21 protein-coding genes are annotated in these 24,380 nt (G+C 69.3%); 10 read left to right on the top strand and 11 right to left on the bottom strand.

The window, feature by feature from the left end; all coding sequences use genetic code 11:
* Positions 1-24: 24 nt before the first annotated feature.
* The 6 genes from AJAP_RS04455 (at position 25) to AJAP_RS04430 (ending at position 6,687) form a co-directional block, all read left to right on the top strand.
* On the top strand, positions 25-339 hold the full coding sequence (locus AJAP_RS04455) for a type VII secretion target (protein WP_038508363.1): 315 nt from the start codon (positions 25-27) through the stop codon (positions 337-339).
* Positions 339-4,526, top strand: coding sequence for a hypothetical protein (locus AJAP_RS44025; RefSeq protein ID WP_158509782.1), 4,188 nt, complete (start codon positions 339-341; stop codon positions 4,524-4,526). Before AJAP_RS04455 ends, AJAP_RS44025 begins: the two co-directional genes overlap by 1 nt.
* Positions 4,519-4,959 (top strand): hypothetical protein, encoded by a 441-nt coding sequence (locus AJAP_RS04445; RefSeq protein ID WP_038508360.1) that lies wholly within the window; start codon positions 4,519-4,521, stop codon positions 4,957-4,959. The genes AJAP_RS44025 and AJAP_RS04445 overlap by 8 nt, the downstream gene beginning before the upstream one ends.
* On the top strand, positions 4,956-5,405 hold the full coding sequence (locus tag AJAP_RS04440; protein WP_051972339.1) for a hypothetical protein: 450 nt from the start codon (positions 4,956-4,958) through the stop codon (positions 5,403-5,405). The genes AJAP_RS04445 and AJAP_RS04440 overlap by 4 nt, the downstream gene beginning before the upstream one ends.
* A gap of 17 nt (positions 5,406-5,422) precedes the next feature.
* Entirely contained in the window at positions 5,423-6,295 is an 873-nt protein-coding gene (locus AJAP_RS04435; RefSeq protein WP_038508357.1) for a hypothetical protein, read from the top strand.
* A gap of 113 nt (positions 6,296-6,408) precedes the next feature.
* Positions 6,409-6,687, top strand: a complete 279-nt coding sequence (locus AJAP_RS04430) for a hypothetical protein (protein WP_037340809.1) — start codon at positions 6,409-6,411, stop codon at positions 6,685-6,687.
* 131 nt (positions 6,688-6,818) lie between these two features.
* Here AJAP_RS04430 and AJAP_RS04425 read toward each other — a convergent pair whose 3' ends face one another.
* The 6 genes from AJAP_RS04425 to AJAP_RS04400 all read right to left on the bottom strand — a co-directional run bounded on the left by AJAP_RS04425 (position 6,819) and on the right by AJAP_RS04400 (position 12,902).
* Entirely contained in the window at positions 6,819-7,976 is a 1,158-nt protein-coding gene (locus AJAP_RS04425; RefSeq protein WP_038508355.1) for a cystathionine gamma-synthase, read from the bottom strand.
* A gap of 51 nt (positions 7,977-8,027) precedes the next feature.
* Positions 8,028-8,621, bottom strand: a complete 594-nt coding sequence (locus AJAP_RS04420) for a hypothetical protein (RefSeq protein ID WP_038508353.1) — start codon at positions 8,619-8,621, stop codon at positions 8,028-8,030.
* A gap of 35 nt (positions 8,622-8,656) precedes the next feature.
* Positions 8,657-9,127 carry a hypothetical protein gene (locus tag AJAP_RS04415; protein ID WP_038508352.1) on the bottom strand — a complete coding sequence of 157 codons (471 nt, stop codon included), beginning with the start codon at positions 9,125-9,127 and terminating at the stop codon, positions 8,657-8,659.
* 36 nt (positions 9,128-9,163) lie between these two features.
* The gene (locus tag AJAP_RS04410) at positions 9,164-9,763 is read right to left on the bottom strand and encodes a hypothetical protein (protein WP_228694859.1); all 600 of its coding nucleotides are present in this window, start codon (positions 9,761-9,763) and stop codon (positions 9,164-9,166) included.
* 113 nt (positions 9,764-9,876) lie between these two features.
* Positions 9,877-11,298 (bottom strand): hypothetical protein, encoded by a 1,422-nt coding sequence (locus tag AJAP_RS04405; RefSeq protein ID WP_038508349.1) that lies wholly within the window; start codon positions 11,296-11,298, stop codon positions 9,877-9,879.
* A gap of 233 nt (positions 11,299-11,531) precedes the next feature.
* Entirely contained in the window at positions 11,532-12,902 is a 1,371-nt protein-coding gene (locus tag AJAP_RS04400; protein WP_038508348.1) for a cystathionine beta-synthase, read from the bottom strand.
* A 193-nt stretch (positions 12,903-13,095) separates the two neighbouring features.
* Between AJAP_RS04400 and AJAP_RS04395 the strand changes: the two genes are divergently transcribed.
* The gene (locus AJAP_RS04395) at positions 13,096-14,316 is read left to right on the top strand and encodes an acetyl-CoA C-acetyltransferase (protein WP_038508346.1); all 1,221 of its coding nucleotides are present in this window, start codon (positions 13,096-13,098) and stop codon (positions 14,314-14,316) included.
* A gap of 100 nt (positions 14,317-14,416) precedes the next feature.
* Here the strand turns inward: AJAP_RS04395 and AJAP_RS04390 are convergent, their stop codons facing one another.
* From AJAP_RS04390 to AJAP_RS04370, 5 genes are all read right to left on the bottom strand, one after another.
* Positions 14,417-15,952 carry a DHA2 family efflux MFS transporter permease subunit gene (locus AJAP_RS04390; protein WP_038508344.1) on the bottom strand — a complete coding sequence of 512 codons (1,536 nt, stop codon included), beginning with the start codon at positions 15,950-15,952 and terminating at the stop codon, positions 14,417-14,419.
* 225 nt (positions 15,953-16,177) lie between these two features.
* Entirely contained in the window at positions 16,178-17,446 is a 1,269-nt protein-coding gene (locus AJAP_RS04385; protein ID WP_038508342.1) for a YeeE/YedE family protein, read from the bottom strand.
* 211 nt (positions 17,447-17,657) lie between these two features.
* Positions 17,658-18,239, bottom strand: a complete 582-nt coding sequence (locus AJAP_RS04380; protein ID WP_228694858.1) for an LppU/SCO3897 family protein — start codon at positions 18,237-18,239, stop codon at positions 17,658-17,660.
* Between the two features lie 111 nt (positions 18,240-18,350).
* Positions 18,351-18,863, bottom strand: coding sequence for an LppU/SCO3897 family protein (locus AJAP_RS04375; RefSeq protein ID WP_038508338.1), 513 nt, complete (start codon positions 18,861-18,863; stop codon positions 18,351-18,353).
* Positions 18,864-18,936: 73 nt separating this feature from the next.
* Positions 18,937-19,773, bottom strand: coding sequence for a Bax inhibitor-1/YccA family protein (locus tag AJAP_RS04370; RefSeq protein WP_038508335.1), 837 nt, complete (start codon positions 19,771-19,773; stop codon positions 18,937-18,939).
* 315 nt (positions 19,774-20,088) lie between these two features.
* On the opposite strand from AJAP_RS04370, the gene AJAP_RS04365 reads away from it, so the two are divergent.
* The 3 genes from AJAP_RS04365 to AJAP_RS04355 all read left to right on the top strand — a co-directional run bounded on the left by AJAP_RS04365 (position 20,089) and on the right by AJAP_RS04355 (position 24,345).
* Entirely contained in the window at positions 20,089-21,558 is a 1,470-nt protein-coding gene (locus AJAP_RS04365) for a SpaA isopeptide-forming pilin-related protein (protein ID WP_038508334.1), read from the top strand.
* A 12-nt stretch (positions 21,559-21,570) separates the two neighbouring features.
* Complete coding sequence (locus AJAP_RS04360) at positions 21,571-22,254, top strand: class F sortase (RefSeq protein WP_038508331.1); 684 nt, start codon at positions 21,571-21,573, stop codon at positions 22,252-22,254.
* Between the two features lie 99 nt (positions 22,255-22,353).
* Complete coding sequence (locus tag AJAP_RS04355) at positions 22,354-24,345, top strand: SDR family oxidoreductase (RefSeq protein WP_037340779.1); 1,992 nt, start codon at positions 22,354-22,356, stop codon at positions 24,343-24,345.
* The last annotated feature ends 35 nt before the right edge of the window (positions 24,346-24,380 follow it).

The raw sequence follows: 24,380 nt of genomic DNA, 5'->3' as shown, positions 1-24,380 counted from the left end.
CCGGCCTGGTAGAGGGGAGAAACCATGGCAGGCAAGGGTTTTGAGCTCGGCGCCGACCTCGACGCACACGCCAAGCAGATCGACGGCATCGCCGACGGCCTGCGCACGGCGGTCGACGCCGCGCAGCAGGTGAGCATGCCGACCGACGCGTACGGCATCATCTGCCAGCCGTTCCGGATGATGCTCGACCCGGTCGAGGAGTTCGGCATCAACGCGCTGACCAAGGCCGTCGAGGCCGCGACGACGGTGGCGAACAACGTGCGGTCCGCGTCCAACGCCTACCAGACGCAGGACGAGAACTTCGCCGCCGAGTTCAAGAACGCGCAGGTGCCTGACTGATGCCCGAGGGAAACCCGCTCGTCGCGAACGCGCCGACGGATGGCGACGGCCCGGGTCCGCTGACGGCCGGGAACAGCGAATACGGCTACGGGGCGGGCATCGGCGTCGCCGAGTCGGCCATGGACGCCTTCAACGGCATCTCGAACGGCGACTGGATCGGCGGCGGGCTCGGCGTGCTGAGCCTCGCGGGCGAGCTCGCCAGCGCGGCGATCGACCCGTTCGGCTACCTGATGTCGTCGGTGGCCTCGTTCCTGATGGAACACATGCAGCCGCTGAAGGACATGCTGGACGCCGTCGCCGGCGATCCGCCGGTCATCCAGTCGTACTCCGAAACCTGGGGCAACGTCGCCAAGAAGCTGGAAGACACCCAGGTCGAGTTCTCGAACGCGGTCAAGAACGGCACGACCGGCTGGACGGGCGAGGCGGCCGACCAGTACCGCAAGCAGGCCGCGGAACAGGCCGAGGCGATCAGCGGCGCGGCGACGGTCGCGGGCGCGATCAGCACCGTCGTGATGATCTTCGGCGAGATCGTCACGTTCGTCCGTGAGTTCATCCGCCAGCTGATCGCGGACGCGGTCGGCAAGCTCATCGCGTGGGTCATGGAGACGGTGTTCTCCCTCGGCTTCGGCACGCCCGTGGTGGTCGCGCAGGCCGTCACCGCGATCGCCAAGTGGGCCGCGAAGATCGCCGACAAGCTCAAGGAACTGTGCGACGCGATGCGGCGGGTCTCGCCGCTGCTCGGCAAGCTGGCCGACGTCTTCGAGAAGATCATCAAGATCTTCGGCAAGATCGCGGGCAAGGTCACCGGCCTGGACGTGATCAACACCAAGAACATCAAGCCGGGCGGGTTCATCCAGCGCGGCGGCAGCGGCGGCGGATCCGGTGGGTCCGGCGGCGGATCCGGCTCGGGGTCCGGGGACGGTCCGGACGGCGACGGTTCGGGCAGCGGCTCTGGTGACGGCAGCGGCTCCGGCGACGGATCCGGAAGCGGCGACGGTTCCGGCAGCGGTAGCGGCGACGGTTCGGGCAGCGGCTCCAACGGAGACAACTCCGGCGGCAACTCGGGCGACACCGACAGCGGCCCGAACGACGGCTCCGGAGGCAACTCCGGCGACACCAACAGCGGCACTGGCGGCAACTCCGGCGACACCAACAGTGGTCCGAACGACGGCGGGTCCAGCGGAGACACCCCGTCCAACACCACCCGCGGTGGTGACGGTGGCGGCTCGTCCACCCGCTCCGACAGCGGCTCCCCGAACCGCGCCGGCGACGGACCGTCCACTTCGGACGGAAACTCCGCCGGTGGCGATGGTTCCTCCAGTGCCGCCCGTTCCGACGCGCCGACGCCGCATACCCGGTCCGACGGTGGTTCCCCCGGCGATTCCGCCACCCCGAACCGCGCGTCCGACGGCGGCTCGCCGAGCCCGAACCGCGCGGACACCGGAGGTTCGCCCAGCCACACACCCGACGGCGGCTCTCCCGCCCCGCACACGCGGACGGACACCGGCGGCTCCCCGAGCCACACGCCGGACAGCGGCTCCTCCACCCCGCACACCCGTGCCGACAGCGGTTCCCCCGCTCCGCACACGCGGGCCGACAGCGGCGGTTCCCCCAGCCACACCCCGGACGGGGGCTCGCCCGCACCGCACACCCGCACCGACAGCGGCGGCTCCCCCAGCCACACCGGTGACGGCGGCTCGCCCCGGACGCACGGCGGCGACGGCGGCGGTTCACCCACCCCTCGTTCCGACCCGTCGCCCGGCCACCACGGCGGCAACGACGGCGGCAGCCCCACCAGGCCGACCGACAGCGGCACGACGACCAGCGGTACCGCACCCACGGCGCCGCGTCTCGGCGACGCAGGACCGTCGCACATGCCTTCGCAGCGTGGCGGTTCCGGCGGCGACGGTTCGCCCGGTGTCCCGCCGCAGGGCCAGCCGATGGCGGGCGGCATGCCGCCTCAAGGCGCTCCGGGCGGCACCTCCGGCGGCACTCCGGGTTCGCCCGGCGGCAGGCCCCAAAGCGGCGGCTGGACGGGTACGCCCGGTTCGCCGCGCACCCCGGACCCGCACGCCCCGCGCACACCCGACACCCACACCGGCCCCAGCCGCGGTCCCGGCCAGACCGGCCCCGGCGGACGGCCGAACCAGCCGCATCAGCCGCAGCCGGTCGCCCGTGGCAACGACTTCGGCCCCGGCGCCCAGCCGCACACCGGCACCCCCGGTTCGCCGGGTACGCACGGCCCGGGCAACCGGCCGGGCGGCACGGGGCCCGGCAACACCGGCCCGGGCGGCCGCGGTCCCGGGGGCCACTCCGGGCCGCCGCACTCGCCGGACGGCCACGGCCCCGACGGGCACGGCCCGCGCCAGGACCCGGACGGTCACCCGCACGACCGCGGCCCCGACGCCGAGCCGGATCGCCCGCTGACGCCGGACGAGGTCAACCAGCGGCATTCCGAAGGCACGCCCGCGGGCAGCTCGTACCACCGTGGCGACTCGGACATGGGCGACCTGCCGCACCGCGTCCAGCCGGATCCGGACGGCCGCTACACCGTCGACGTGCACGTCACGCCGGACGGCCACGCCCGTATCGGCAACCGCACCTACACCCCGGAAGAGTTCGCGGACATCCTGCGACGCAACGGGGATTACGACGGCCGCCCGATCCGCCTGATCGGCTGCGACGCCGGCTCGAACGACTTCGCGCGCCGTCTGTCGCGGGAGCTCGACACCGAGGTGATGGCGCCGAGCAAGCCGGCGTGGACCGACTCGAACGGGCGCGTCTTCTCGTCCGATTACGAGATCGGCCCCGACGGCCGCCCTCGGCCCAAGATCCCGCCGAACGGCGAATGGGACGTCCACAGCCCCGACGGCACCGCCCGCCGGGCGAGCGACGACGGCTTCACCCCGGACACCTCGCACGCGGACAAGCACGACGTGGACGCCGACAGCGCCCGCGACCGCGGCAGGGACTTCCCTTCACAGCACGAGATCGAGGGCGGCTGGAAGGAGCCGGACTACACCCCGCCTCGCCGGGACGTCACGTTGCAGCCGGGCGAGCGGTTCTACGATCCCAGCAACCCGAGGCCGCTGGATCCGAACACGAAGTACGAGGTCACCGATGGCTCCGGCCGACGGTCGACCATCTACACCGATGACTCCGTGCCGCCCAAGATCACGCATGTCGACGCCGACGTCCCGAACACCCGGATCGGGTCCGATCCGTCCAACTCACTGGCGAACCCGGACACGGACCACCTCCTCCCCGACGTCGACTACCGGGTGCACACCGGCGAGGGCCGGTTCGAGTTCAGTACCGATGGCAACGGCAACCCGCGGCTGGACCTGGACGACTTCGATCCCCCCGCCAACGCCAGGCCGGAAACCGTGCCGAACTGGGATCCCAGTGCGAATGGTGACGGCCCGTTCAGCAACAAGCCCCGGTCGGAACTCACTCCCAACACCGCGTACAAGGTGTACTCGACGGACGCCAACGGCAACAAGGTCCTGCACGGGACCTTCTACACCAACAACGAAGTGCCGCCGCGCTTCACCCATATCGAGACCCGGCCGGACGATCCCAAGAACCGCTGGATCAACCCCGAAACCGGTGACAAGCAGACGATGCACGACGCGCAGGCGCACAGGCCCGACGGCCTTCCGCTCAAGGGCGTCAAGTACAAGATCGGCGACTTCAATTACCACGCCGATCAGTACGGCAACAGCCCGGTCTCGTTCGAGCCCGACTACTCCACTAAGGCGGGACCGCGCGGGAACACGAGCGTCATGACCCGGATCGGCGCGATCGGCGTCACGGACACCGGCCTGCCCGCACGAGGCGGCCACACCGGGGACCACGCCTCCGGCGCGGGTGGCGGCCGTATCGCCGGCGCCCCCCAAGCGCATACACAGAACAACCACACCGCCGGGAGCGACGAGAACAACTGGGCGTACTCGGAAACCGACCGCCGGACAGCCGAAAGCCGCGGTGGCGACCACGGCAGGGTGCGGACCTGGCTCGAGAAACCGTCCGTCGGGGAGACCCCGGACCGGTGGCACACCATGTCCGAGAGAATCGCACCGGACGGAACCCGCACTTACAACTTCAGGAGCTTCGTGAATGTCCCCAACCCCGCCCCCGTCGCCCCCCACACCCCCCTCCGGCCAGAGCCCCCGGCAAATGTCTGACCAGGAGCGGGCCGATCAGCTGGTCCAGCAGATCGGTGCGGCCGTGCTGCAGGAGGCGCCGCCGGGGTGGCGGCGGATCGACCTCAAGGCCACCATGGCCACGATGGTCGAGGAGCTGGCGATCACCGTGATCATGGAGGACGGGAGCAGCGCGCAGATGCAGCCGCCCGACATCCGGGCGGCCCTCCAGGAATCGCGTCAGGCCCTTTACGAACCGGGGAAGGGCACCTGGCTGGCGATGCGGCTCATCCTCGACCCTCCGGGCTCGTTCGCCGTCCACTACAACTTCACCTTCGATCCGCTGTGGGATCCCCCTGTCCCGGCGGTGGTCTACCAACGCGACCTCGAGGCGTTCCCGCGCGACGAGGAGAACATTCCGGCCTGGTACCGGGCACGGCTCGAAGAGCAGCAGGAAGGAGCTGAGCAGGCGTGACGATTCCGGCCAAGTTCGGTGACGTCGACCAGGAACGGATCCTGACCGAGATCGCCGACCAGCTGAAGTTCCTGCTCCCTCCCGGCTGGGACTACGTCCAGATCAAGTACAACGCCATCGGCGACTACCGGGAAACGGCCGCCATCGTGCGGTCGGTGGCGGAAACCCTCACCCCGTGGACCCCGCCGGAGGTCATCGCGGACCTGTTCGCCGAGCTGCGGGCGGGAGCCGCGAATCCCGTCGGGGGCACCTGGCTGGGCGCCGTGTTCGAAATGCGCCATCCGGGTTCGTTCAGGGTCAACTTCAACGGAACGGCGGAGCCGGAGTTCCGGAACCCGCCGCCCGCCGAGGCCTTCGCGGAGGAACTTCGGCGCTTCCCGCGTGCGGACGAGAACATCCCGGACTGGCTGCGGCTGCGGGCCGACGAAGCCGGCGACGCCTCCTGACGCCTGAAAGAGGGAACATGACCCAGCCACCGGCGTCCTTGAACCAGCAGCAGCAACAGCAGCTCGTCTGGCAGATCGGCCACGCCCTCGCGACGCCGCTGCCGCCCGGCTGGCGGCAGATGCGCGTCGAGTTCCGGGCGGCGGGCAGGCATGTCGAGGTCGACCTTCTCGTCACCGGCCAGGATGGGCTGCCGCGTCCGGTGCAGGCGAGCCAGGAAGCCGTGCAGTTGCTCGGCAACCTGCGGGCGGGGATGTACCAGCCCGGCCGCGGGACCTGGCTGAACGCGATCCTGGTCTACGGTCCGGCGACCGTGCTCAGCACGGACTTCCTCGCGGACGTGGAGCCGCCGTGGCGGCAGGCGCCGCCGCAGATCGGCTTCCAGGACGAACTGCGGTTCTTCCCGCGCGCCGAGCAGTCCATCCCGCCCTGGCTACGGCAGCGAGCCGGGCTCGACACCGAGCCGCCCGCCGAACCCGCGGTGGCGACTCCACTCGCCGAAACCCCGGAGGCGCTGCGCGTCCCGCGGGTCCACGACGGTCTCGACGAGTCGGGCCGCCCGATGGTGAACCGTGAGCCGCTGTCCCCTGCCGAGCGGGACCGGGTGCTGCAGTACCTCGACGGCGCGCCGGTCGTGCTGGCGTCGCGGACCTACGACGCCGACGCCTTCGACCCCGACAGGGAACCGTTGGTGCCGTTGAACTTCCGCACGGACGGCCGGTGGTATTGGCCGGGCGCGGTCGCCTACTACCTGCGCGAGCACGACGTCGCCCCCGATCCCGAACTCCTCGGTCACATCAGGGCGTTGCGGTTCACCCTGCCCGAGGTCGGCGAGCCGGAACGGGAACTCGCGGTCGCCGCGATCACCGGTCAGCCGTCCACTGAGGACTGAGGTGTTCGAGGCCGATCCGCGGCCGGAAGATGCCACCTGACGGATACGTCACGTGACAAGTTCGCGGTCCGGGTACTCTTGACGGCGTCGGCGAAGGCGACCAGGGAGCTCACATGGCACGGGGGAACATCGGCAGGGTCCGGGCGACCCGCTCCGCCGGGATGCTCCCGGTCGTGCTGGCACTCACCTCGGCCGCACTGCTGACCGGCGCCGCCGTCTACACGGTCGACCGCGCCGGCTGCGTGGACCCGGGCCAGTACATCCGGCACGACAACCACATCGAGCTCGTCGGCGGCTGCGTCGACGGCTCGGAGCTGCCCGCCGCGCCGCAGGGGACTTCGCACGAGGCGGACGCGAAGACCGGCGTCACGCCCAGCAACTTCCGCCCGTAACCGGGCGCTTCCTCCCACCACACCGCGCTGACCAGCGCGAAAGGAGCAAGGGACCTTTGCTGTCATTTGCTTAGCATGGCTACGCGAACGACACCAAAGGTCCCTTGCTCACTCTCCGGGCTCGGCGGCGGTCAGCCCAGGGCGTTGGCCAGATCGGCGATCAGGTCGCTGCCGTCCTCGATGCCGACCGACAGGCGCAGCAGGTTGTCCGGCACTTCCAGGGTGGACCCGGCGGTGCTCGCGTGGGTCATCCGGCCAGGATGCTCGATGAGCGACTCGATCCCGCCCAGCGACTCGGCGAGGATGAACAGCTTCGTCTTCGACGCGGCTTCGAGAGCGGCCTGCTCGCCGTCGACATGGGTGAACGAGATCATCCCGCCGAAGCGCCGCATCTGCTTCGAAGCGATCTCGTGGCCGGGGTGCTCCGGCAGGCCCGGGTAGTAGACCCGCTCGACCTTCGGGTGCTTCAGCAGCATCCGGGCGATCAGTTCGGCGTTGTCGCTGTGCCGCTCCATCCGCAACGCGAGCGTCTTGATCCCGCGCAGGGTCAGCCAGGCGTCGAACGGACCGGGCACCGCGCCCGCGGCGTTGCGCAGGTAGAACAGCTGCTCGCGCAGTTCGTCCTCGTTCGTCAGGATCGCGCCGCCGACGACGTCGGAGTGCCCGCCGAGGTACTTGGTCGTCGAGTGCAGGACGACGTCGGCACCCAGAGAAAGCGGGTTCTGCAGGTACGGGGTGGCGAAGGTGTTGTCGACGACCAGGCGGGCGCCGGCGCCGTGCGCGACCTCGGCCAGCGCGGCGATGTCGGCGATCCCCAGCATCGGGTTCGTCGGCGACTCGCACCAGATCAGCTTCGTCTCCGGCCGGATCGCGGCGCGAACCTCGGCGATGTTCCCCAGGTCGGCGACCGTGTGCTCGACGCCCCACAGGCTGAGCACCTTGTCGATCAGCCGGAAAGTGCCGCCGTACGCGTCGTTGCCGAGCACGAGGTGGTCTCCGGGCCGCAGGGTCGCCCGCAGCAGGACGTCACTTGCCGCCATCCCCGACGCGTACGCCAGACCGTGCCGCGCGCCTTCGAGCGCCGCGAGCGCGACCTCCAGCGCGGTGCGCGTGGGGTTCGCGGTGCGGGAGTACTCGTAGTCGCCTTCGCGCGTGCCGCCGACGCCGTCCTGCGCGTAGGTCGAGGTCTGATAGATCGGCACGATGACCGCGCCGGTACGGGGATCAGGGGTCTGCCCGGCGTGGATCGCGCGCGTCTCGAAGCCCAGCAGAGAGTAATCGTCGGCCATACCCCCAAGGGTACGGCCACCCACCCGGGATCCCATCGTCTGGGATTGAACTCACCACTGCGCGGGTGGTTGTCCCTGCTGCTGGGCACCGGGAGCCGGCGGGTAGCCGGGCTGTGGCGGGTAGCCGAAGTTGGGCGGCTGCGTGGGAGTGTTCTTGGCCGCCAGCCAGCGCCCCGTCGGCGGGATCAGCGCGAGCACGAGGGTCACGATCGCCGGGATCAGGACCACGAAGAGAAGCCAGCCGAAGCCGAAATGCAGCATCACCCCGCCGTACGAGAAGTAGAAACTCGAGCCGATCGCCCGGAACAGGAAGGTCAGCGCCACGAACCCGATCGCGCCCGCGGAACCGATCACGGTGAGCACCCGTCCGGCGCGTTTGCGCACGAGCAGCAGGATCCCGCCGCCCAGCAGCAGAGCCGCGCTGACGAAGTCCAGCACCGCCCCGACGACGAGGAACGAAATGACGTAATGGGAGAGCTCGATGACGTGGGACACGGTCCCGGCGAGGAACCAGAGCCCGCCGAGGATCGCCAAGATCCCGGCGATGATCCCGGTCGCCCCGCTCGGTTGCCGCGCCATTCCCGGCGGCGGGTAGGCACCGGGTGCCGGGTAGCCGCCCTGCGGCGGGTAGTGCTGGTAAGTCATTTCTCCCCTTTGCCGAATCCTTGTCCCATCCCCGGCTACCAGCCGGGAAGCCGATCCTGCTTCGACGGCTCTTCCTCGTCGGGCCGTCGTCCCTCCAGCCAGTCCGAGGTCGGCCTGATCACCGACAGCACCAGCGCGGCGAAGGTCATCACGAACAGGACGAACGCGACCACCTCTCCTGTCACCAGTGGCTCTCCGTCCACTTCGGCGAAGAAGTACGCGCGGGCCGCTCCGTTCGCGAGCAACGTCGCCACCATCGCGAGCGCCGTCCCGGCGACGACGAGGGTGCGGCCGAGGGTCCGGCGCAGCAGCAACAGGATGCCGCCGACGAACAAGGCCGCCGTCAGTACCCCGTTCCACGCGGTTCCGGCGAAGTACTGGGGAGCCGGCCCGAGAAAGGCGAGCTGCCCGACGAAGGCGCCCGCCTCGGACAAGTACCGCATGCCGCACAGGATGGCGAGGACGGCCGCGCCGATCGCGGTCCCCGAAGACTGGTTCTGCCCCATCGAACTCCCCCAAGCCGAGCCGGACGGCTCAGGATCTCACCATCCACCCTGCTGGGGAAACTGATTCTGCGGCCGATACGGCTGCACCGGGGCGGGCCGCCAGCGCAGGTACCTGAACGTCGGCGGGAGCACCGCCAGCAGCAGCGACACCAGACCGAACACGACCATGGCCAGCCGGAGGACACCGTCGAAGGTCGCGAACCGGAGCAGGATGTCGAGATGGATCCGGTACGGCACGCGGAACGCGATCGGCTCCAGCACGACGGCCAGGATGGCGAGCAGCGAGCCGAGGATCAGCAGGATGGCGCCGATCAGCGAACGGAAGAACGTCGTCAGCGCGCCCATCAGCAGGAACAGCGCGGCGACCAAGTACAGCACCAGTTCGACGAGCGCGAAGCCGGGCAGGTTCGAAAGGCTGAACCCCGACGGGAGCTCGATGAAGTAGCGGATCGGGATGAAACCGGACGCGAGCGCCCCGACGAGGCCGAGCACCGCCGCGATGATCGCCGTCGCCCCGGACGGCTTGGCCTGCGGTGCGGGGTACCCGAAACCTGGCGGTCCGGGCTGCTGGGCGGGATATCCGTACGGACCGGTCACGTCGCTCCCGTCGGGCCAGGTGTGGTCAACGGCGCTCACCCTAGTCCGCGGGTACCGGCCGTGGCAGGCGAATCGGCATACCCCGGCCAAAACGGAACACCCCCGGCCACGGGCCGGGGGTGTTCCGAACGAAACCGTTCAGCGGCGGCGAATCACCACTGCTGCGGGGGCTGACCGGGCTGCTGGCCCGGCTGGCCGAAACCGCCGCTGGGCGGCCCCTGCTGTCCGGGCTGCTGCCCGAAACCGCCGGGCTGCTGCGGGGCCTGGCCGAAACCACCCTGCGGCGGCTGGCCCGGCTGGGCGAACCCGCCACTGGGCGGGCCCTGCTGACCCGGCTGCTGCCCGAAACCACCGGGCTGACCCTGCTGCGGGAAACCACCCGAAGACGGGCCGGGCTGTCCGGGCTGGCCGAAGCCACCCGGCTGCGGCTGGCCGAACTGTCCGGGCTGGCCCGGCTGACCGGGCTGCCCCGGCTGGCCGAAACCACCCTGCGGCGGGCCACCGAAACCACCGGGCTGACCGCCCTGCGGGGCGCCCAGCACCGAACCGCCGCCACCGAGGCCGACGAACTGCGCGGTCGCCGGGATCAGGCCCAGCACACCGACGATCAGGATCACGATGCCGAGGAGCAGGTGCAGCAGGCCACCGCCGATACCGGCGCCTTCCCGAGCGGACGGCGGCAGCTTGTCCAGGAAGTCCGACGACGGGGTCGAACCGCTGAGCAGGAGGACGCCGAACAGCACCAGCAACGCGCCGCCCGCGGCGACGACGATCGGCGCGATCTTCTTCACCGTGCCGGGGAGCTTGCCCGCGAGGGCGAGCCCCACACCACCGGCGATCGAGACGAGCGATCCGACCAGAAGCATGATCACGTAGAACCAGGTGGCGCCCGGACCGGCCACACCGGCCTCGTCGAGGAACTTGTCGATCTGCTCCTGGTTCGGAGCGCTGTCGAAGATCTTCGAGTAGTCGCTGGCGTCACCGAAGTAGACGAACGAGACGATCAAGGCGATCAGGCCGAGCAGCGCCACGACGCCGCCGGCGATGAACCCGAACATCTGGTTGCCACCGCCGCCGCCTGCTGCCGCGGGGCTGTAACCCGGGGGCGGCCCGCCGAAACCGGGCTGCTGGCCGAAGCCGCCCTGCGGCGGTCCGCCGAAGCCCTGCTGCGGCTGGCCGAAACCGGGCTGCTGCTGGCCCTGCGCCGGGTCGAACCCGCCCTGCTGGGGCTGGCCGAAGCCCTGCTGCTGACCGAAGCCGCCACCCTGGGCGCCGTAGGCACCGGCGGCCGGGTTGTCGGCCGCGCTCGGCGGCGGGGCGTACGGGATGGCGGGCGGCTGCGAACCCGGCGGCACGAGCTGGGTGGACTCGGCGGTGGGGCTCTCCCCGCCACCGCTCACCGGCTGCACGACCTGGGTCGCGTTCGCGTCGCCGGAACCCGGCTGGACCGGCTGCACGACCTGTGTGGGCTCCGGCGTGTCGCCGAACCCGCCGCCCTGCTGCTCAGGGGAAGGCTGCTGCCCGTACTGCGGCTGCCCGTAGTCGGGCTGGGCCGGCTGCCCGGGCTGCACCACCTGCGTCGGTTCCGGGGAACCGAACGGGTTGTCTTGCTGCGGCTGAGGGCCACTCGGGGGTCCCTGCGGTGGCTGGGCGCCACCCCAAGGCTGATTCGGTGGCTGCGGAGCACTCATTTGGGTCTTGAACCCCCTTGACGAGGACATAAAAGTTCAACTCATCCGACACGCTATCGGATAGCCGGGTGGGCCGCTCGTAACGCCCCGGCCCGACCATCCGATGAAATGCCTCTTTACCGTCCCGCGAGAAACGCGAGCAGGTCGTGCCGGGTGACGACACCCGCCGGTTTGCCGTCGACCAGCACCAGCGCGCCGTCGGCACCCGAGAGCGCCTCCATCGCCGCGCTCACCTGTTCACCGGCGCCGATGGTCGGCAGCGGGGGCGACATGTGCTGCTCGAGCCGGTCGGCCAGCTGGGCCTTGCCGGTGAAGAGCGCTTCGAGCAGATCGCGCTCGTTGACCGCGCCCACGACCTCGGCCGCCATGACCGGCGGCTCCGCGCTGACCACGGGCATCTGGCTGACGCCGAACTCCGAAAGGATCGCCACCGCTTCGGCGACGGTCTCGTTCGGGTGACTGTGCACGAGGCTCGGCAGCGAGCCGCTCTTCTTCATCAGGACGTCGCCGACGGTCGCGCCGCTGGAGTCCGGCGGCAGGAAGCCGTAGGACGACATCCAGCTGTCGTTGAACACCTTGGTGAGGTAGCCGCGGCCGCCGTCGGGCAGGAGCACGACGACGACGTCGTCCGGGCCGAGCCCCTCGGCGAGCTTGAGCGCGGCGGCGACGGCCATACCGCACGAACCGCCGACGAGCAGCCCCTCTTCGAGCGCGAGGCGGCGGGTGATGTCGAAGGAGTCCGCGTCCGACACGGCGATGATCCGGTCGGCGATGTCACGGTCGTAGGTGTCCGGCCAGAAGTCCTCGCCGACGCCCTCGACCAGGTACGGCCGCCCGGTCCCGCCGGAGTACACCGAACCTTCGGGGTCGGCGCCGATGACCTGGACGCGTCCGTCGCTGACCTCCTTGAGGTACTTGCCGGTGCCCGAGATCGTGCCGCCCGTGCCGACGCCCGCGACGAAATGCGTGATCTTGCCCTCGGTCTGGCTCCAGAGCTCCGGGCCGGTCGAGTGGTAGTGGCTGGCGGGGTTCTCGGGGTTGGCGTACTGGTTCGGCTTCCAGGCGCCTTCGATCTCGCGGACGAGACGATCGGAGACGTTGTAGTAGGAGTCCGGGTGCTCCGGCGCCACCGCGGTCGGGCAGACCACGACGCGGGCACCGTAGGCCTTGAGCACGTTGCGCTTGTCCTCGCTGACCTTGTCCGGGCAGACGAACACGCACTTGTATCCCTTGCGCTGCGCCACCATGGCCAGCCCGACGCCGGTGTTGCCGGACGTCGGCTCGACGATGGTGCCGCCGGGCTTCAGTTCGCCGGAACGCTCCGCGGCTTCGATCATCCGCAGCGCGATGCGGTCCTTGACGCTGCCGCCGGGGTTGACGTACTCGACCTTGGCCAGGATGAGCGGCTGCAGCCCCTCGGCCAGTGCGTTCAGCTTGACCAGAGGGGTGTTGCCCACGAGGTCCACGATGTGCTCGACGTATTCCACTCCCACAGCCTAAACGCCGCAGGTCGCGATGTGTCCACTCAACTCCGGCGGCGTGAGAACCGGGATCAGACGGGGCCGACTGAAAGAGTGGCGTGGGTCGCGTTCGCCTTTGACCCGCACCTCCCTCCGGTGGAGGATGCGAGGTGAGCAACCGCTTAGCGCGTCTGGATCGAGAACAAGGGAGTGTCGTTCCATGCCCGAAGCCGTCATCGTCTCCACCGCCCGATCCCCGATCGGCCGCGCCGGCAAGGGATCGCTGGTGAGCATCCGCCCGGACGACCTCACCGCGCAGATGGTCCGTGCCGCGCTCGACAAGGTCCCCGAACTCGACCCGACGCAGATCGAAGACCTCATGCTGGGCTGTGGTCTCCCCGGCGGCGAGCAGGGCTTCAACATGGGCCGGGCCGTCGCCGTCGAACTCGGCTACGACCACCTGCCCGGCTGCACGATCACGCGGTACTGCTCGTCGAGCCTCCAGACCACCCGCATGGCGCTGCACGCGATCAAGGCCGGCGAAGGCGACGTGTTCATCTCCGCCGGCGTCGAGACGGTTTCCCGCTTCGCCAACGGCAGCTCGGACTCCTGGCCGAACACGCACAACCCGCTGTTCGCCGACGCCGAGGCCCGCACCGCGCAGGTGGCGGCCGAGGGCGCCGACAGCTGGACGGACCCGCGCGAGAACGGTGTCCTGCCGGACGTCTACATCGCGATGGGCCAGACCGCCGAAAACCTGGCGCGGCTGAAGAACGTTTCGCGTGAGGAGATGGACGAGTTCGGCGTCCGCTCGCAGAACCTCGCCGAGAAGGCCATCGCCGACGGCTTCTGGGCCAACGACATCACCCCGGTGACCCTGCCCGACGGCACGGTGGTCTCGAAGGACGACGGCCCGCGCGCCGGCGTCACCCTCGAAGGCGTCTCCGGCCTCAAGCCGGTCTTCCGCCCCGACGGCCGGATCACCGCGGGCAACTGCTGCGCGCTCAACGACGGCGCCGCCGCGGTGATCATCATGTCCGACACCAAGGCGAAGGAACTCGGCCTCACGCCGCTCGCCCGCGTCGTTTCGACCGGCGTCTCGGGGCTGTCGCCGGAGATCATGGGCTATGGCCCGGTCGAAGCGTCGAAGCGGGCGCTCGCGCGCGCCGGGATGTCCATCGGCGACATCGACCTCGTCGAGATCAACGAGGCGTTCGCCGCGCAGGTCATCCCGTCGTACAAGGACCTCGGGATCGACCTCGACCGGCTGAACGTCAACGGCGGCGCGATCGCCGTCGGCCACCCGTTCGGCATGACCGGCGCGCGGATCACCTCGACGCTGATCAACTCGCTGCGGCACCACGACAAGCAGTTCGGTCTCGAGACGATGTGCGTCGGTGGCGGCCAGGGCATGGCGATGGTGCTGGAGCGCCTCTCCTGACCCGCTGACCTGCGGAAAGGGAGCAAGGGACCTTTGCTACCACTCGCTTAGCGTGGCTAAGCAGGCGGTAGCAAAGGTCCCTTGCTCCCTTTTTCGTGCCCTAGTGGGTCATGACCGGCGGTGCCGCGGCGACCTCACCGTCGGCCGCGCCCTCCGGCGGCGCGGGCTTGGTCTTCGGCAGGAACGCCGCCGGGATCAGGCACAGCGCGAGCAGGATCATCGACCACAGGAACGTCGTCGAGAACGCGTCCGCGGTCAGCCCCGAAGCCGCTTCGCGCGTCGCCGGGTTCATCACCGCGGCCGTCGCGGCCAGCTGCCCCTGCGCGGTCGGCACGCCGAACTTCCCGGCAAGCAGGGCCGCCAGGATGATCGACAGCACGGCCGAACCGATCGCCCCGGCGGTCTGCTGCAGGATGTTCGTGGCCGTCGAAGCCTTCGCCATGTCCTGCGACTTGAGCGTCTGCAACGCGGCCGAGGTGATCGGCATCATCGTCGCGCCCATGCCGAGCCCCATCACGAACAGCGCCGAAAGCAGCAGCCAGTACGGCGTCGCGGCGGTGATCTGGGTGAAGGCGATCAACCCGGCGAGCATCAGCACGAGACCGGGCAGCACGATCTTCCGCGCGCCGATCTTGTCCGCGAACCGGCCCGCGATCGGCATGGTCAGCATCGCGCCGACACCCTGCGGAGCGAGCAGCAGACCGGCGTTCATCGCCGATTCGCCGCGCGCCAGCACGAAATACGTCGGCAGGAGCAGCATCGCGCCGAAGAACGCGACACAGAAGAAGGTCATCGTCACCATGGCGACGGAGAACGACCGGTTCTTGAACAGCTTCAGGTCGAGCAGCGGGTTCGTGACCCGGTTCGCCCGGAACACGAACGCCACCAGCAACGCGACCCCGGCCAGCGCGGGCAGCCAGACGTCCACCGCGCCGACACCGCCCGCCGCCGGGATGTTCGAGACGCCGAAGATCAGCGCCGCCAGACCCGGCGAGACCATCAGCATGCCGACGAAGTCGAACCGCTCACTGGGCTCCGGCCGGTCCTTCGGCAGCAGGCGCCAGGCCATCGCCATGGTGATCAGGCCGATCGGCACGTTGATGTAGAAGATCCAGCGCCAGCTCACCGCGTCGACCAGCCAGCCGCCGAGGATCGGGCCGCCGATCGGGCCGAGCAGCATCGGCACCCCGAGCACGCCCATCACCCGCCCGATCCGGTGCGGACCGGCGGCCCTGGTCAGGATCGTCATTCCGGCGGGCATCAGCATGCCGCCGCCGAAGCCCTGCAGGACCCGGAAGATGATCAGCGATTCGACGTCCCAGGCCATCCCGGCGAGCATCGAGCCGATCAGGAACAGCCCGATCGCGGTCATGTAGAGCCGCTTGGTGCCGAAGCGGTCCGAAGCCCAGCCGGTGATCGGGATGACCGTCGCCAGGGCGAGCATGTAGCCGGTCGCGATCCACTGGATGGTGTCGAACGAGGTCTGGAACTCGATGGTCAGTTTCTGGAGCGCGACGTTGACGACCGTCGTGTCGAGGATCGCCATGATCGCGCCGAGGATGACGACGCCGGCGACCTTGAGCACGCCGGCGTCGAGTTTGTCTCCGCCCGGTGCGGCCGGGCTTTGCGTTGACATGAAAGGTCCGTCCCCTGGTACTGAGTGGACGCGACAACCCCCGTGGTCGCGACTACGAGATCGACGCCCGGCGAAGCGCCGGGCCTTCCCCAACCGAGCTTGTGCATGAGGGCACAAACTCAGGTATGTAGCCGAGGGTAGCCGAACACGGGTTTTACCTGCCAACTTTTTCCCTGTATGCGGGCCGAAAGGGCAGACCCGCGTACAGGGTGTCACGAAGAGTGATCAGCAGACGCTGTCGGTCGGGGCCGGATTGCCGAGCCCGAACAGCGGCCGCAGCTTGAGCCCGATCCAGGTGCCGCCGAGCGCGAAGACGCCCCACAGCCAGCCGTGGAGGCTGCCGACCGAGATACCGCCGAGGTAGGCGCCGATGTTGCAGCCGCCGGCCATCCGCGCGCCGACGCCCATCAGGATGCCGCCGAGCACTGCGGCCACCGCGGACCGCCACGGGATCGAGCTGTGGATCTTCCACGCGCCCGCCGCCGCGGCCGCCACCCCGGCGCCGATCATGATGCCGATGTCGGTGAGGCTGTTCTTGTCCTTCCAGATCGGCCCCGCCAGCGAAGCCGCGTTCGCCTTGATCCGCCAGAACTCCCAGGTCTCGGGGTGCAGGCCGAACACCTGCAGGATCTTGGCGCCCCACAGGCTGAACGCGCTCGTGACACCCCAGATCCCGCCGGAGACCAGGAAGACCGCGCCCGCCAGCACCCCGAGGACGACGGCGCCGACGAGGATCGGCCAGGAGCCGCGGTAGATCCGGGCGAATCCGCGCGCGGTCGGGACGACGTCGACCGGCGGCGGGTTGCGGCGCTTCTGCACGAACCGGGTCCCCAGCACGATCGCGGCGAGGACGGCGACGGTGATCACCCACGAACCGAACCAGCCGACGTGGTCGGCGAGCAGGACACCCTTGAACTCGGGCCAGCCCGACAGCAGCGGATACGCCCACGTGTAGAGGACCGATCCGGTGATGAACCCGCCGAGGGTGAGCACGATCGTCGACTGCCCGGAGCCGACGGCGAACAACGTTCCCGACGCGCACGCACCGCCCAGCTGCATGCCGATGGCGAAGATCGTCGCGCCGACGAACAGCGCGAGCCCCAGCCCGCCCGCGGTCGGCTTCGGAGTGCTGCCGAAGAGCCCGGAGCCGGTGCCGACGATCAGCGCGATCAACGTCGCGGCCGTGCCGAGCAGCAGCGTATGCGCGCGCAGGCCCTGGCCGTTCCCGACCGCGATCAGCTGACGCCAGGCCGAAGTGAATCCGAACCGGGAGTGGAAGAGCGCGAGGCCGAGCAGCAGGCCGAGGATGAGCAGCACCCCGAACTTCGCGCCGTGCGCGGCCCAGACGTACCAGGTCAGCCCGACCGCGAGGGCTCCCGCGACCGCCAGCGGCACGACCTTGACCGGTTCCTCCGGTCGCGGGACCGGGGCGGCGCAAGAGGTCGGGAAGTCGAGGAGTTTCTTCTCACCGGCTTGGGTTTCCGTCGTCGCCACCAGGACTCCTGATCGATCGGCGGGGTGGGGGACGAGCAACGTTAGGACCGGTGACCACCCGATCGCAGCCCGTCCCACACTGTGCGACGAACGGCGGCTCCGACGCGGCCGGATGGCGGGGTGGTAGCAAAGGTCCCTTGCTCCCCCGGCACGCGTGAAGGCCCCCTTTCCTCCGCTGAGCCGAGGAAAGGGGGCCTTCACGCGCTTAGGTCTACTCCGCCGTCTTGATGCAGATCGTGGTCGGCGGCGTCGAGTACGTCGCCACTCGCTTGGCTTCGGTGCCCTCGCAGGTCGCCTCGTCCGAAACGTTGGCGATCTTCACCAGTTCCGCGTCCTTGGCGGGGTCGGTGCAGGACACCTTCTGGTAGCCGGCGGTCTTCGAGGTGTAGCCCTTGAGGCAGTCACCCTGTTTGACGTTGGGCATGAGGCACAGCGTGTACGAGATCCGGCCGGACATCGAGATGCTGTCGTAGCCGCCCTCCGGGCAGGACTCGCCGCCGCCCACGCGGGCGGCGATCTTGACGTTCGCCTCCTGCGCGCCGCAATCGGCCTTCTTCGGCTCGTCGGCCGTCCGGGAGAACTCGGTCACGCTCAGGCATTCACCGGCCTGGGCACTGCCCGTCCCGGTGAAGTGATTGAAAAGGAACAAACCGCCGCCGATCACGACGACGAGCACCGGGATGGCGAATCTCAGCCAACGGAGCTTGGACTTCTTGGGTGCAGACGGCTGACCGAAAACGTCGGGCTGTCCCACCGGCATTTGGCCCCCAGGGGCCGGCTGGGAAGTGGTCACCGAGAAACCTCACAGGTGTGAAGAGGAATGAGAACCTCGGTATCAAACACTTACCGTGATCAGGGCCACCACCCAGCCCCCCGAAAGAGTGAAAGCCCCTGGTGGAGGTCGCTATTTGAGGCTCTTCACGCAGACCGTCGACGGTGGCGTCGAGTAGCTCTTGAGATGGGTGGCCTCCGTGTCGTCACAGGTCGCGACACCGTCGACCACCTTCAGGACTTCGGCGTCCTTCGCGCGGTCCGAACAAGGAACCTTCTGATAGGCCACGCTGTCGGCGAGGAAGTTCTCGAGACAGTCGCCCTGCTTCGCGTTGATCATCATGCAAAGCCGGTACGAGGCGAACGTCTTGTCGACGGTGAGCTGATCGTATTCGCCCGCCGGGCACGCGCCGCCGGCGTCGGTCTTCGCCCCGGCCTTCGCGTTGGCCTCGACGGAGCCGCAGTCCGCCTTGGCCGGATCCTCGTCGACGTCGCCGAAGGTGGTGACCGCGTAGCAGTCGCCCACCCGGACGTCGTCCGTACTGGAGAGATAACCGATGATCCACGAAGACGCACTGAGCACCACGATCGCGACCGGCAGCAGGATGCCCAGCCAGAACCACTTGGAACGCCTGTGTTCGGTCATGCCAGCAGGGTATTCGCCGCCACGAAAAAGGGCGCCCCGATCGCTCGGAGCGCCCTTTCGCGGAGAATCGGCGTCAGTCGTTTTGGAAGTACGACAGCAGCCGCAGGATCTCGAGGTACAGCCAGACCAGCGTGGTCATGAGACCGAAGGCGGCGAACCACGCCCACTTCGACGGCATGCCTTCGCGGATCATCCGGTCGGCCTGGTCGAAGTCGAGCAGGAAGCTGAACGCCGCGACACCGATCACCACGAGGCTGAAGATGATCGCGATCGGCCCGCCGTCACGCAGCGGGTTGAAGCCGAAGAAGCTGGTGATGAGGTTGACCAGCATCAGGATCGCGACACCGACGACGGCGCCGATGATCCACTTCGTCAGCTTTGGGGTGACCTTGACCGCGCCGGTCTTGTAGACGACCAGCATCGCGACGAAGACACCCGCGGTACCGATGATCGCCTGCAGCGCGATACCGGGGTACAGCGCCTCGAAAAGGCCGCTGATCGCACCGAGGAAGACACCCTCGGCCGCCGAGTACGCCAGCGTGAGCGGGCCGCTCGGCTTCTGCTTGAAGATGATCACGAGCGAGATCACGAGGCCGACGATCATGCCGCCGACGAGGGCGCCGATCACGCCGCCGCTGATACCGGTGATCCGGCCCGCGGCGTCCGTGGGCAGCTGGCTGAGCGCCCAGATCGCGGTGAGCACACCGGTCACCAGCGCGGTGCCGAGGCTCAGCGCCGTCTTGATGACGACGTCGTCGACGGTCATCGGACGGTCGTCGGCGCCGGCGGAGGTCTGCGGAGGGCCGTAGCCGGGCACGCCGCCCTGGGGTTGGTTGAAGCCTACGTTGGGTCCGTACTGAGCCGCGCCACGCGGCAGGTTCCGGAACGCCGGGTTGCTACTGGATCGCACCTGATCCTCCTGGATCTACTGGCACCTGCATCGGGTTCAACGACCACGAGGGCCGCCCGGTTCCCGTCGAAGTAAAGACGACTTTACTCACAATCGGCGCGACGCCCATCCCCCACACCGTATGCGGCGGAGATCACCGACCGTTCACCGATACCCCACCTGATGCCCTATTGCCAAAAGCGCTGCTCACAGGACACCCTCCACGGTGCGTGTTCGGATAATCACCGAAGGCGTGTCGGGGAACCTATCGATCGTGTGACCTGCGTCGACGTACAGGCGTCGACGGCAGAGCACGGCCAAAGGAGTCAACACACCATGGGGTGGACCACACGCCCGAGCGTGCGTTCGCGCGCCTTGACCAGCCTGATCGCGACGTGCCTGCTAGGCGCTTTGTCCGCCACCGTCGCGGCGACACCGGCTTCGGCCGTCGACAACGAAGGCGTCGGCTACAAGGTCACGCCCGGCCAGACGGTCGACGGCGAGCCCAGAGAACGCGACTGGCTGGGCTCCTACGTCGTCAACGGCAAGCACGTGTTCTGCGTCTCCTTCCAGCTGAAGGCGCCGGACACCAACGAGAAGTACAAGCCCGGCGACGAACTCCTCGACAAATGGGGCGCGAAGCTCCCGGAGGACACCGCGGCCAACATCTCCTACCTGCTGCTGCGCTACGGCGGCACCAAGGACAACGCCGAGGCCGCCGCGCTCGCGCACCTGCTGCACTCGTGGACGTCGAAGCCTCGTTCCCCCGAAGACCTCAAGCCGGACCTTCCCCCGGAGAAGGTCGGCTACGACGTCCAGAGCCACCTCGACAAGCTGAAGGCGCAGCACGCCGACGCCGCCTCGGCCGTCGAGAAGCTGACCAAGGACGCCGAAGCCAACCGCGGTCCGTGGACCACCGCGATCACGCCGCCGAAGGAAGACCAGCACATCGGCACCGCGGGCGAGTGGACGATCAGCGTCAAGAACTCCAAGGGCAAGGGCATCTCCGGGGTGCCCGTGCAGCTCACTCCGTCGAACGCGACCATCGGCGGCGGCGAGAGCACGAAGCCCGCGTCGACCTCGAACGCCAAGGCCGAGAAGGCCACCACGGTGAAGACCGGCGAGGACGGCACCGTCACGGTCAAGGTGACGCCGACCGGTGACCAGCCGAAGCTGGCCAGCTCGCTGTCCGCCCCCGCGGACCGGCCGTACGTGCAGTTCCCCGTCGAGACCGGCGTGCAGAAGGTCGTGTCGACCGGCGGCGAGAAGGAACTGAAGGCCCAGGGGGTCGCGGTCGTCGCGAAGCCGGGCAAGGTCCAGGTGACCAAGGTCGACGCGAAGACCGGCAAGGGCATCGCGGGCGCCGCGCTGCGGATCACCGCCAAGGACAAGGCCACCGCCGCCGTGGGCCACGACGGCAAGCCGCTCAACGGCGCCGACGGCAAACCCGCCGTCGTCACCACCGAAGGCGAGAACGGCACGGTCACCGTGGAGAACCTGCGGACCCCGCAGGAGATCTGCGTGGTCGAGGTCAGCGCGCCGCCGGGCTACACCAACGCGTTCGACCCGAAGAATCCGCCGTCCGCCTGCGGCGAGCTCAAGCCGGGTGAGACGCTGGCCCTCAAGGTCGCCAACACGCCCAACGAGGTACCGCGCACCATCCCCGCCGGTGACCGGCCGGTGGCGATGATGCAGGGCACCGTCGAGCACTCGGCGTCGACAGCCGGCATCCTCGGCGTCGGCGCGCTCGCGCTGCTCGGTTCGGTGATGGTGGGCGTGGCCGCGCGGCGGTCTTCGCGACGCTAAGAGGGTTCAGGAATGTCAGTACGACGCGGGTTCGCGCTGGGAGCGGTCACGGTCCTGTGCGCGGACCTCGTCGCGGCCCTGCTCATCTGGCCGCCGACGACCGTGGTGACGGGGACGGCTCAGCCCGTCTCCGTCACTGTCGCGGGTGGAGCCCCCGCCGCACCCGCACAGCAGGAGGTCCCGCCTCCGCCGGACATCGTCCCCACGACCCCGACGTCCGCTCCGCCGCCGCCGAAGGAGCCTGAAGCTCCGAAGCCGCAGGGTCCGGGGACGATCCGGCTGCCCGCGGGCGGCGCGGCGAAACTCGTGCGCAAGGAACTCGGGCCGGGCGCGGAGCTTCCGGTGCCGGAGAACCTCGGCGAAGTGACCTGGTGGGGCGCCGAGCTGAGCTCGGCCACCGGGGCGAGCGTGTTCGCCGGGCACGTGAACTGGAAGGGCGCGACGGGTCCGTTCGCGGAACTGTGGACCGAGCGGATCGGCGGCGCCGTCACCGTGGTCGACAAGGCCGGGAAGTCCTGGCAGTACAAGGTCTCCCAGCTGATCACGCTGAAGAAGAACGAGCTGCCGCAGCGGGCGGACGAGTTGTTCGGCCAGTCCGGTCCGCATCGGATAGTGCTCGTCACCTGCGGCGGCCGCTGGGTCGGCGGGGAGACCGGCTATGCCGAGAACCGGGTCGTCATCGCCGACCCGGCCTAGTTACCCGTGAGTAACTTCACCGGCGCCGTGGTGGTCCTCGCCGTCCCGATGCAGCAGAATGCCGGGGGACGCGGGCGAGCACGGTGAAGGGTGAGGCAGATGGCGACTTTTCTGGTGACCGGGGCGACCGGACTGATCGGGCGCCAGTTCACCCGGCTACTGCTCACCAGGGACGACGTCGACAAGGTCGCGCTCGTCGTCCGAGCGTCCTCACGGGACAAACTCGCGAAACTCGTGAACGCCTGGCCGCATCCCGAACGCGTCACCCTCGTCACCGGTGACCTCGGCGAGCCGCTGCTCGGCGTCGGCGAAGAGGATCGAGAGAAGCTTCGCGGCGTCGACCACGTCGTGCACCTCGCCGCCCTTTACGACCTCACCGCCGACGACGAAGCCAGCATCAAGGCCAACGTCGAAGGCACCGCGCAGGTGATCGCGCTCGCCGCCGAGCTGAACGCCGGCTGCTTGCACCACGTGTCCTCGGTCGCCGTCGCCGGGGACCACGAGGGCATGTTCACCGAGGAGATGTTCGACGTCGGCCAGCGGCTCCTCACGCCGTACCACCGCACGAAGTTCGAGGCGGAGCGCCTCGTTCGCGAGCAGCAGGACGTGCCGTGGCGGGTGTACCGGCCCGCGGTCGTCGTCGGGAACTCCGAGACCGGCGAGATGGACAAGATCGACGGCCCGTACTACCTGTTCCCCGCGATCAGCAGGCTGGCCGGGCTGCCCGACGTGCCGATCGTCGGCCCCGACCTCGGCGACACCAACGTCGTCCCGGTCGACTACGTCGCCGAGTCGCTGAACGCCCTGGTCACCACGAAGGGCCTCGACGGGCGCGCGTTCCACCTGGTCAACCCGGAGCCACAGCCGGTCGTCTCGGTCTACAACGCCTTCGCGAAGGCCGCGGGCGCGCCGACCATCTCCGTGCAGCTCAACGAACGCGTGTCCAAGGGCATCGTCAACCTGGTGAAGCTGAGCGAGCACATCCCCGGCTTCACGATCGCGCGCGACGCCGTCATGGAGCGGCTCGGCATCCCGCCGGTACTGCTGGAGACCATGGCCTTCCCGTCGGTGTTCTCGTCGGCGTCGACGCGCAAGGCACTCATCGGCTCGGGTGTCGAGGTACCCCGGATCGAGGAGTACGCGCCCACCCTGTGGCGCTACTGGCGAGAGCACCTGGACCCGTTCCGCGCGCGCAAGCACGGCCCTCGCGGCGAACTGGACGGCCGTCGCGTGATCATCACCGGCGCGTCCTCGGGGATCGGCCGCGCGACCGCGATCAAGGTCGCGGCCGCGGGCGGGGTGCCGCTGCTCGTCGCGCGGCGCCGTCACGAACTCGAAGAAGTGCGGGACGAGATCATCGCCGCCGGCGGCACGGCGTCGGTGTACCCGGCCGACCTGACCGACGAGGAATCGGTGCACAAGGCCGTCGACGCGATGCTCGCCGAGCACGGCCGGATCGACATGCTCGTGAACAACGCCGGGCGCTCGATCCGGCGGTCGATCAAACTGTCGTACGACCGGTTCCACGATTACGAACGCGCGATGGCCATCAACTACTTCGGCGCGGTGCGGCTGATCCTCGCGGTGCTGCCGCATATGTCCGAGCGGAAATTCGGGCATATCGTCAACGTCTCGTCGATCGGTGTGCAGGGAATCGCGCCGCGCTTTTCGGCGTACGCGGCGTCGAAGGCCGCTTTGGACTATTTCTCCCGGATCGCCGCGACCGAGACCCACGGCGACGGAATCACCTTCACGACCATCCACATGCCACTCGTGCGGACGCCGATGATCCGGCCGACGAAGATCTATGACGCGTTTCCGACCAAATCCCCGGATCAGGCCGCGGACATGGTGATGAAGGCGCTGCGGGAACGTCCGAAGCACATCGGCACACCCGCCGGGCAGGCGATCGGGCTCGCGTACACGCTCACGCCGGGGCTCACGGATGCCGTGGCCTACCAAGGATTCCGCGTGTTCCCGGACTCCGCGGCCGCGGGCGGCGAAGGCGGACTCAAAATCGGGAAGGGCGAGCAGCATCTGTCCCGCGCGGCGATGGCGCTCGCCCGGCTCAGCCGCGGCTTCCATTGGTGACACTGCGCACACGGGTGGCGGCCGTTCAGGTGAGG

Origin of the sequence: Amycolatopsis japonica (genome assembly GCF_000732925.1) — a bacterium.
In the GTDB taxonomy this organism is placed as follows: Bacteria; Actinomycetota; Actinomycetes; order Mycobacteriales; family Pseudonocardiaceae; genus Amycolatopsis; species Amycolatopsis japonica.
The sequence above is the reverse complement of the archived record's forward strand: the minus strand, read 5'-3'. Positions and strand labels throughout refer to the sequence as shown.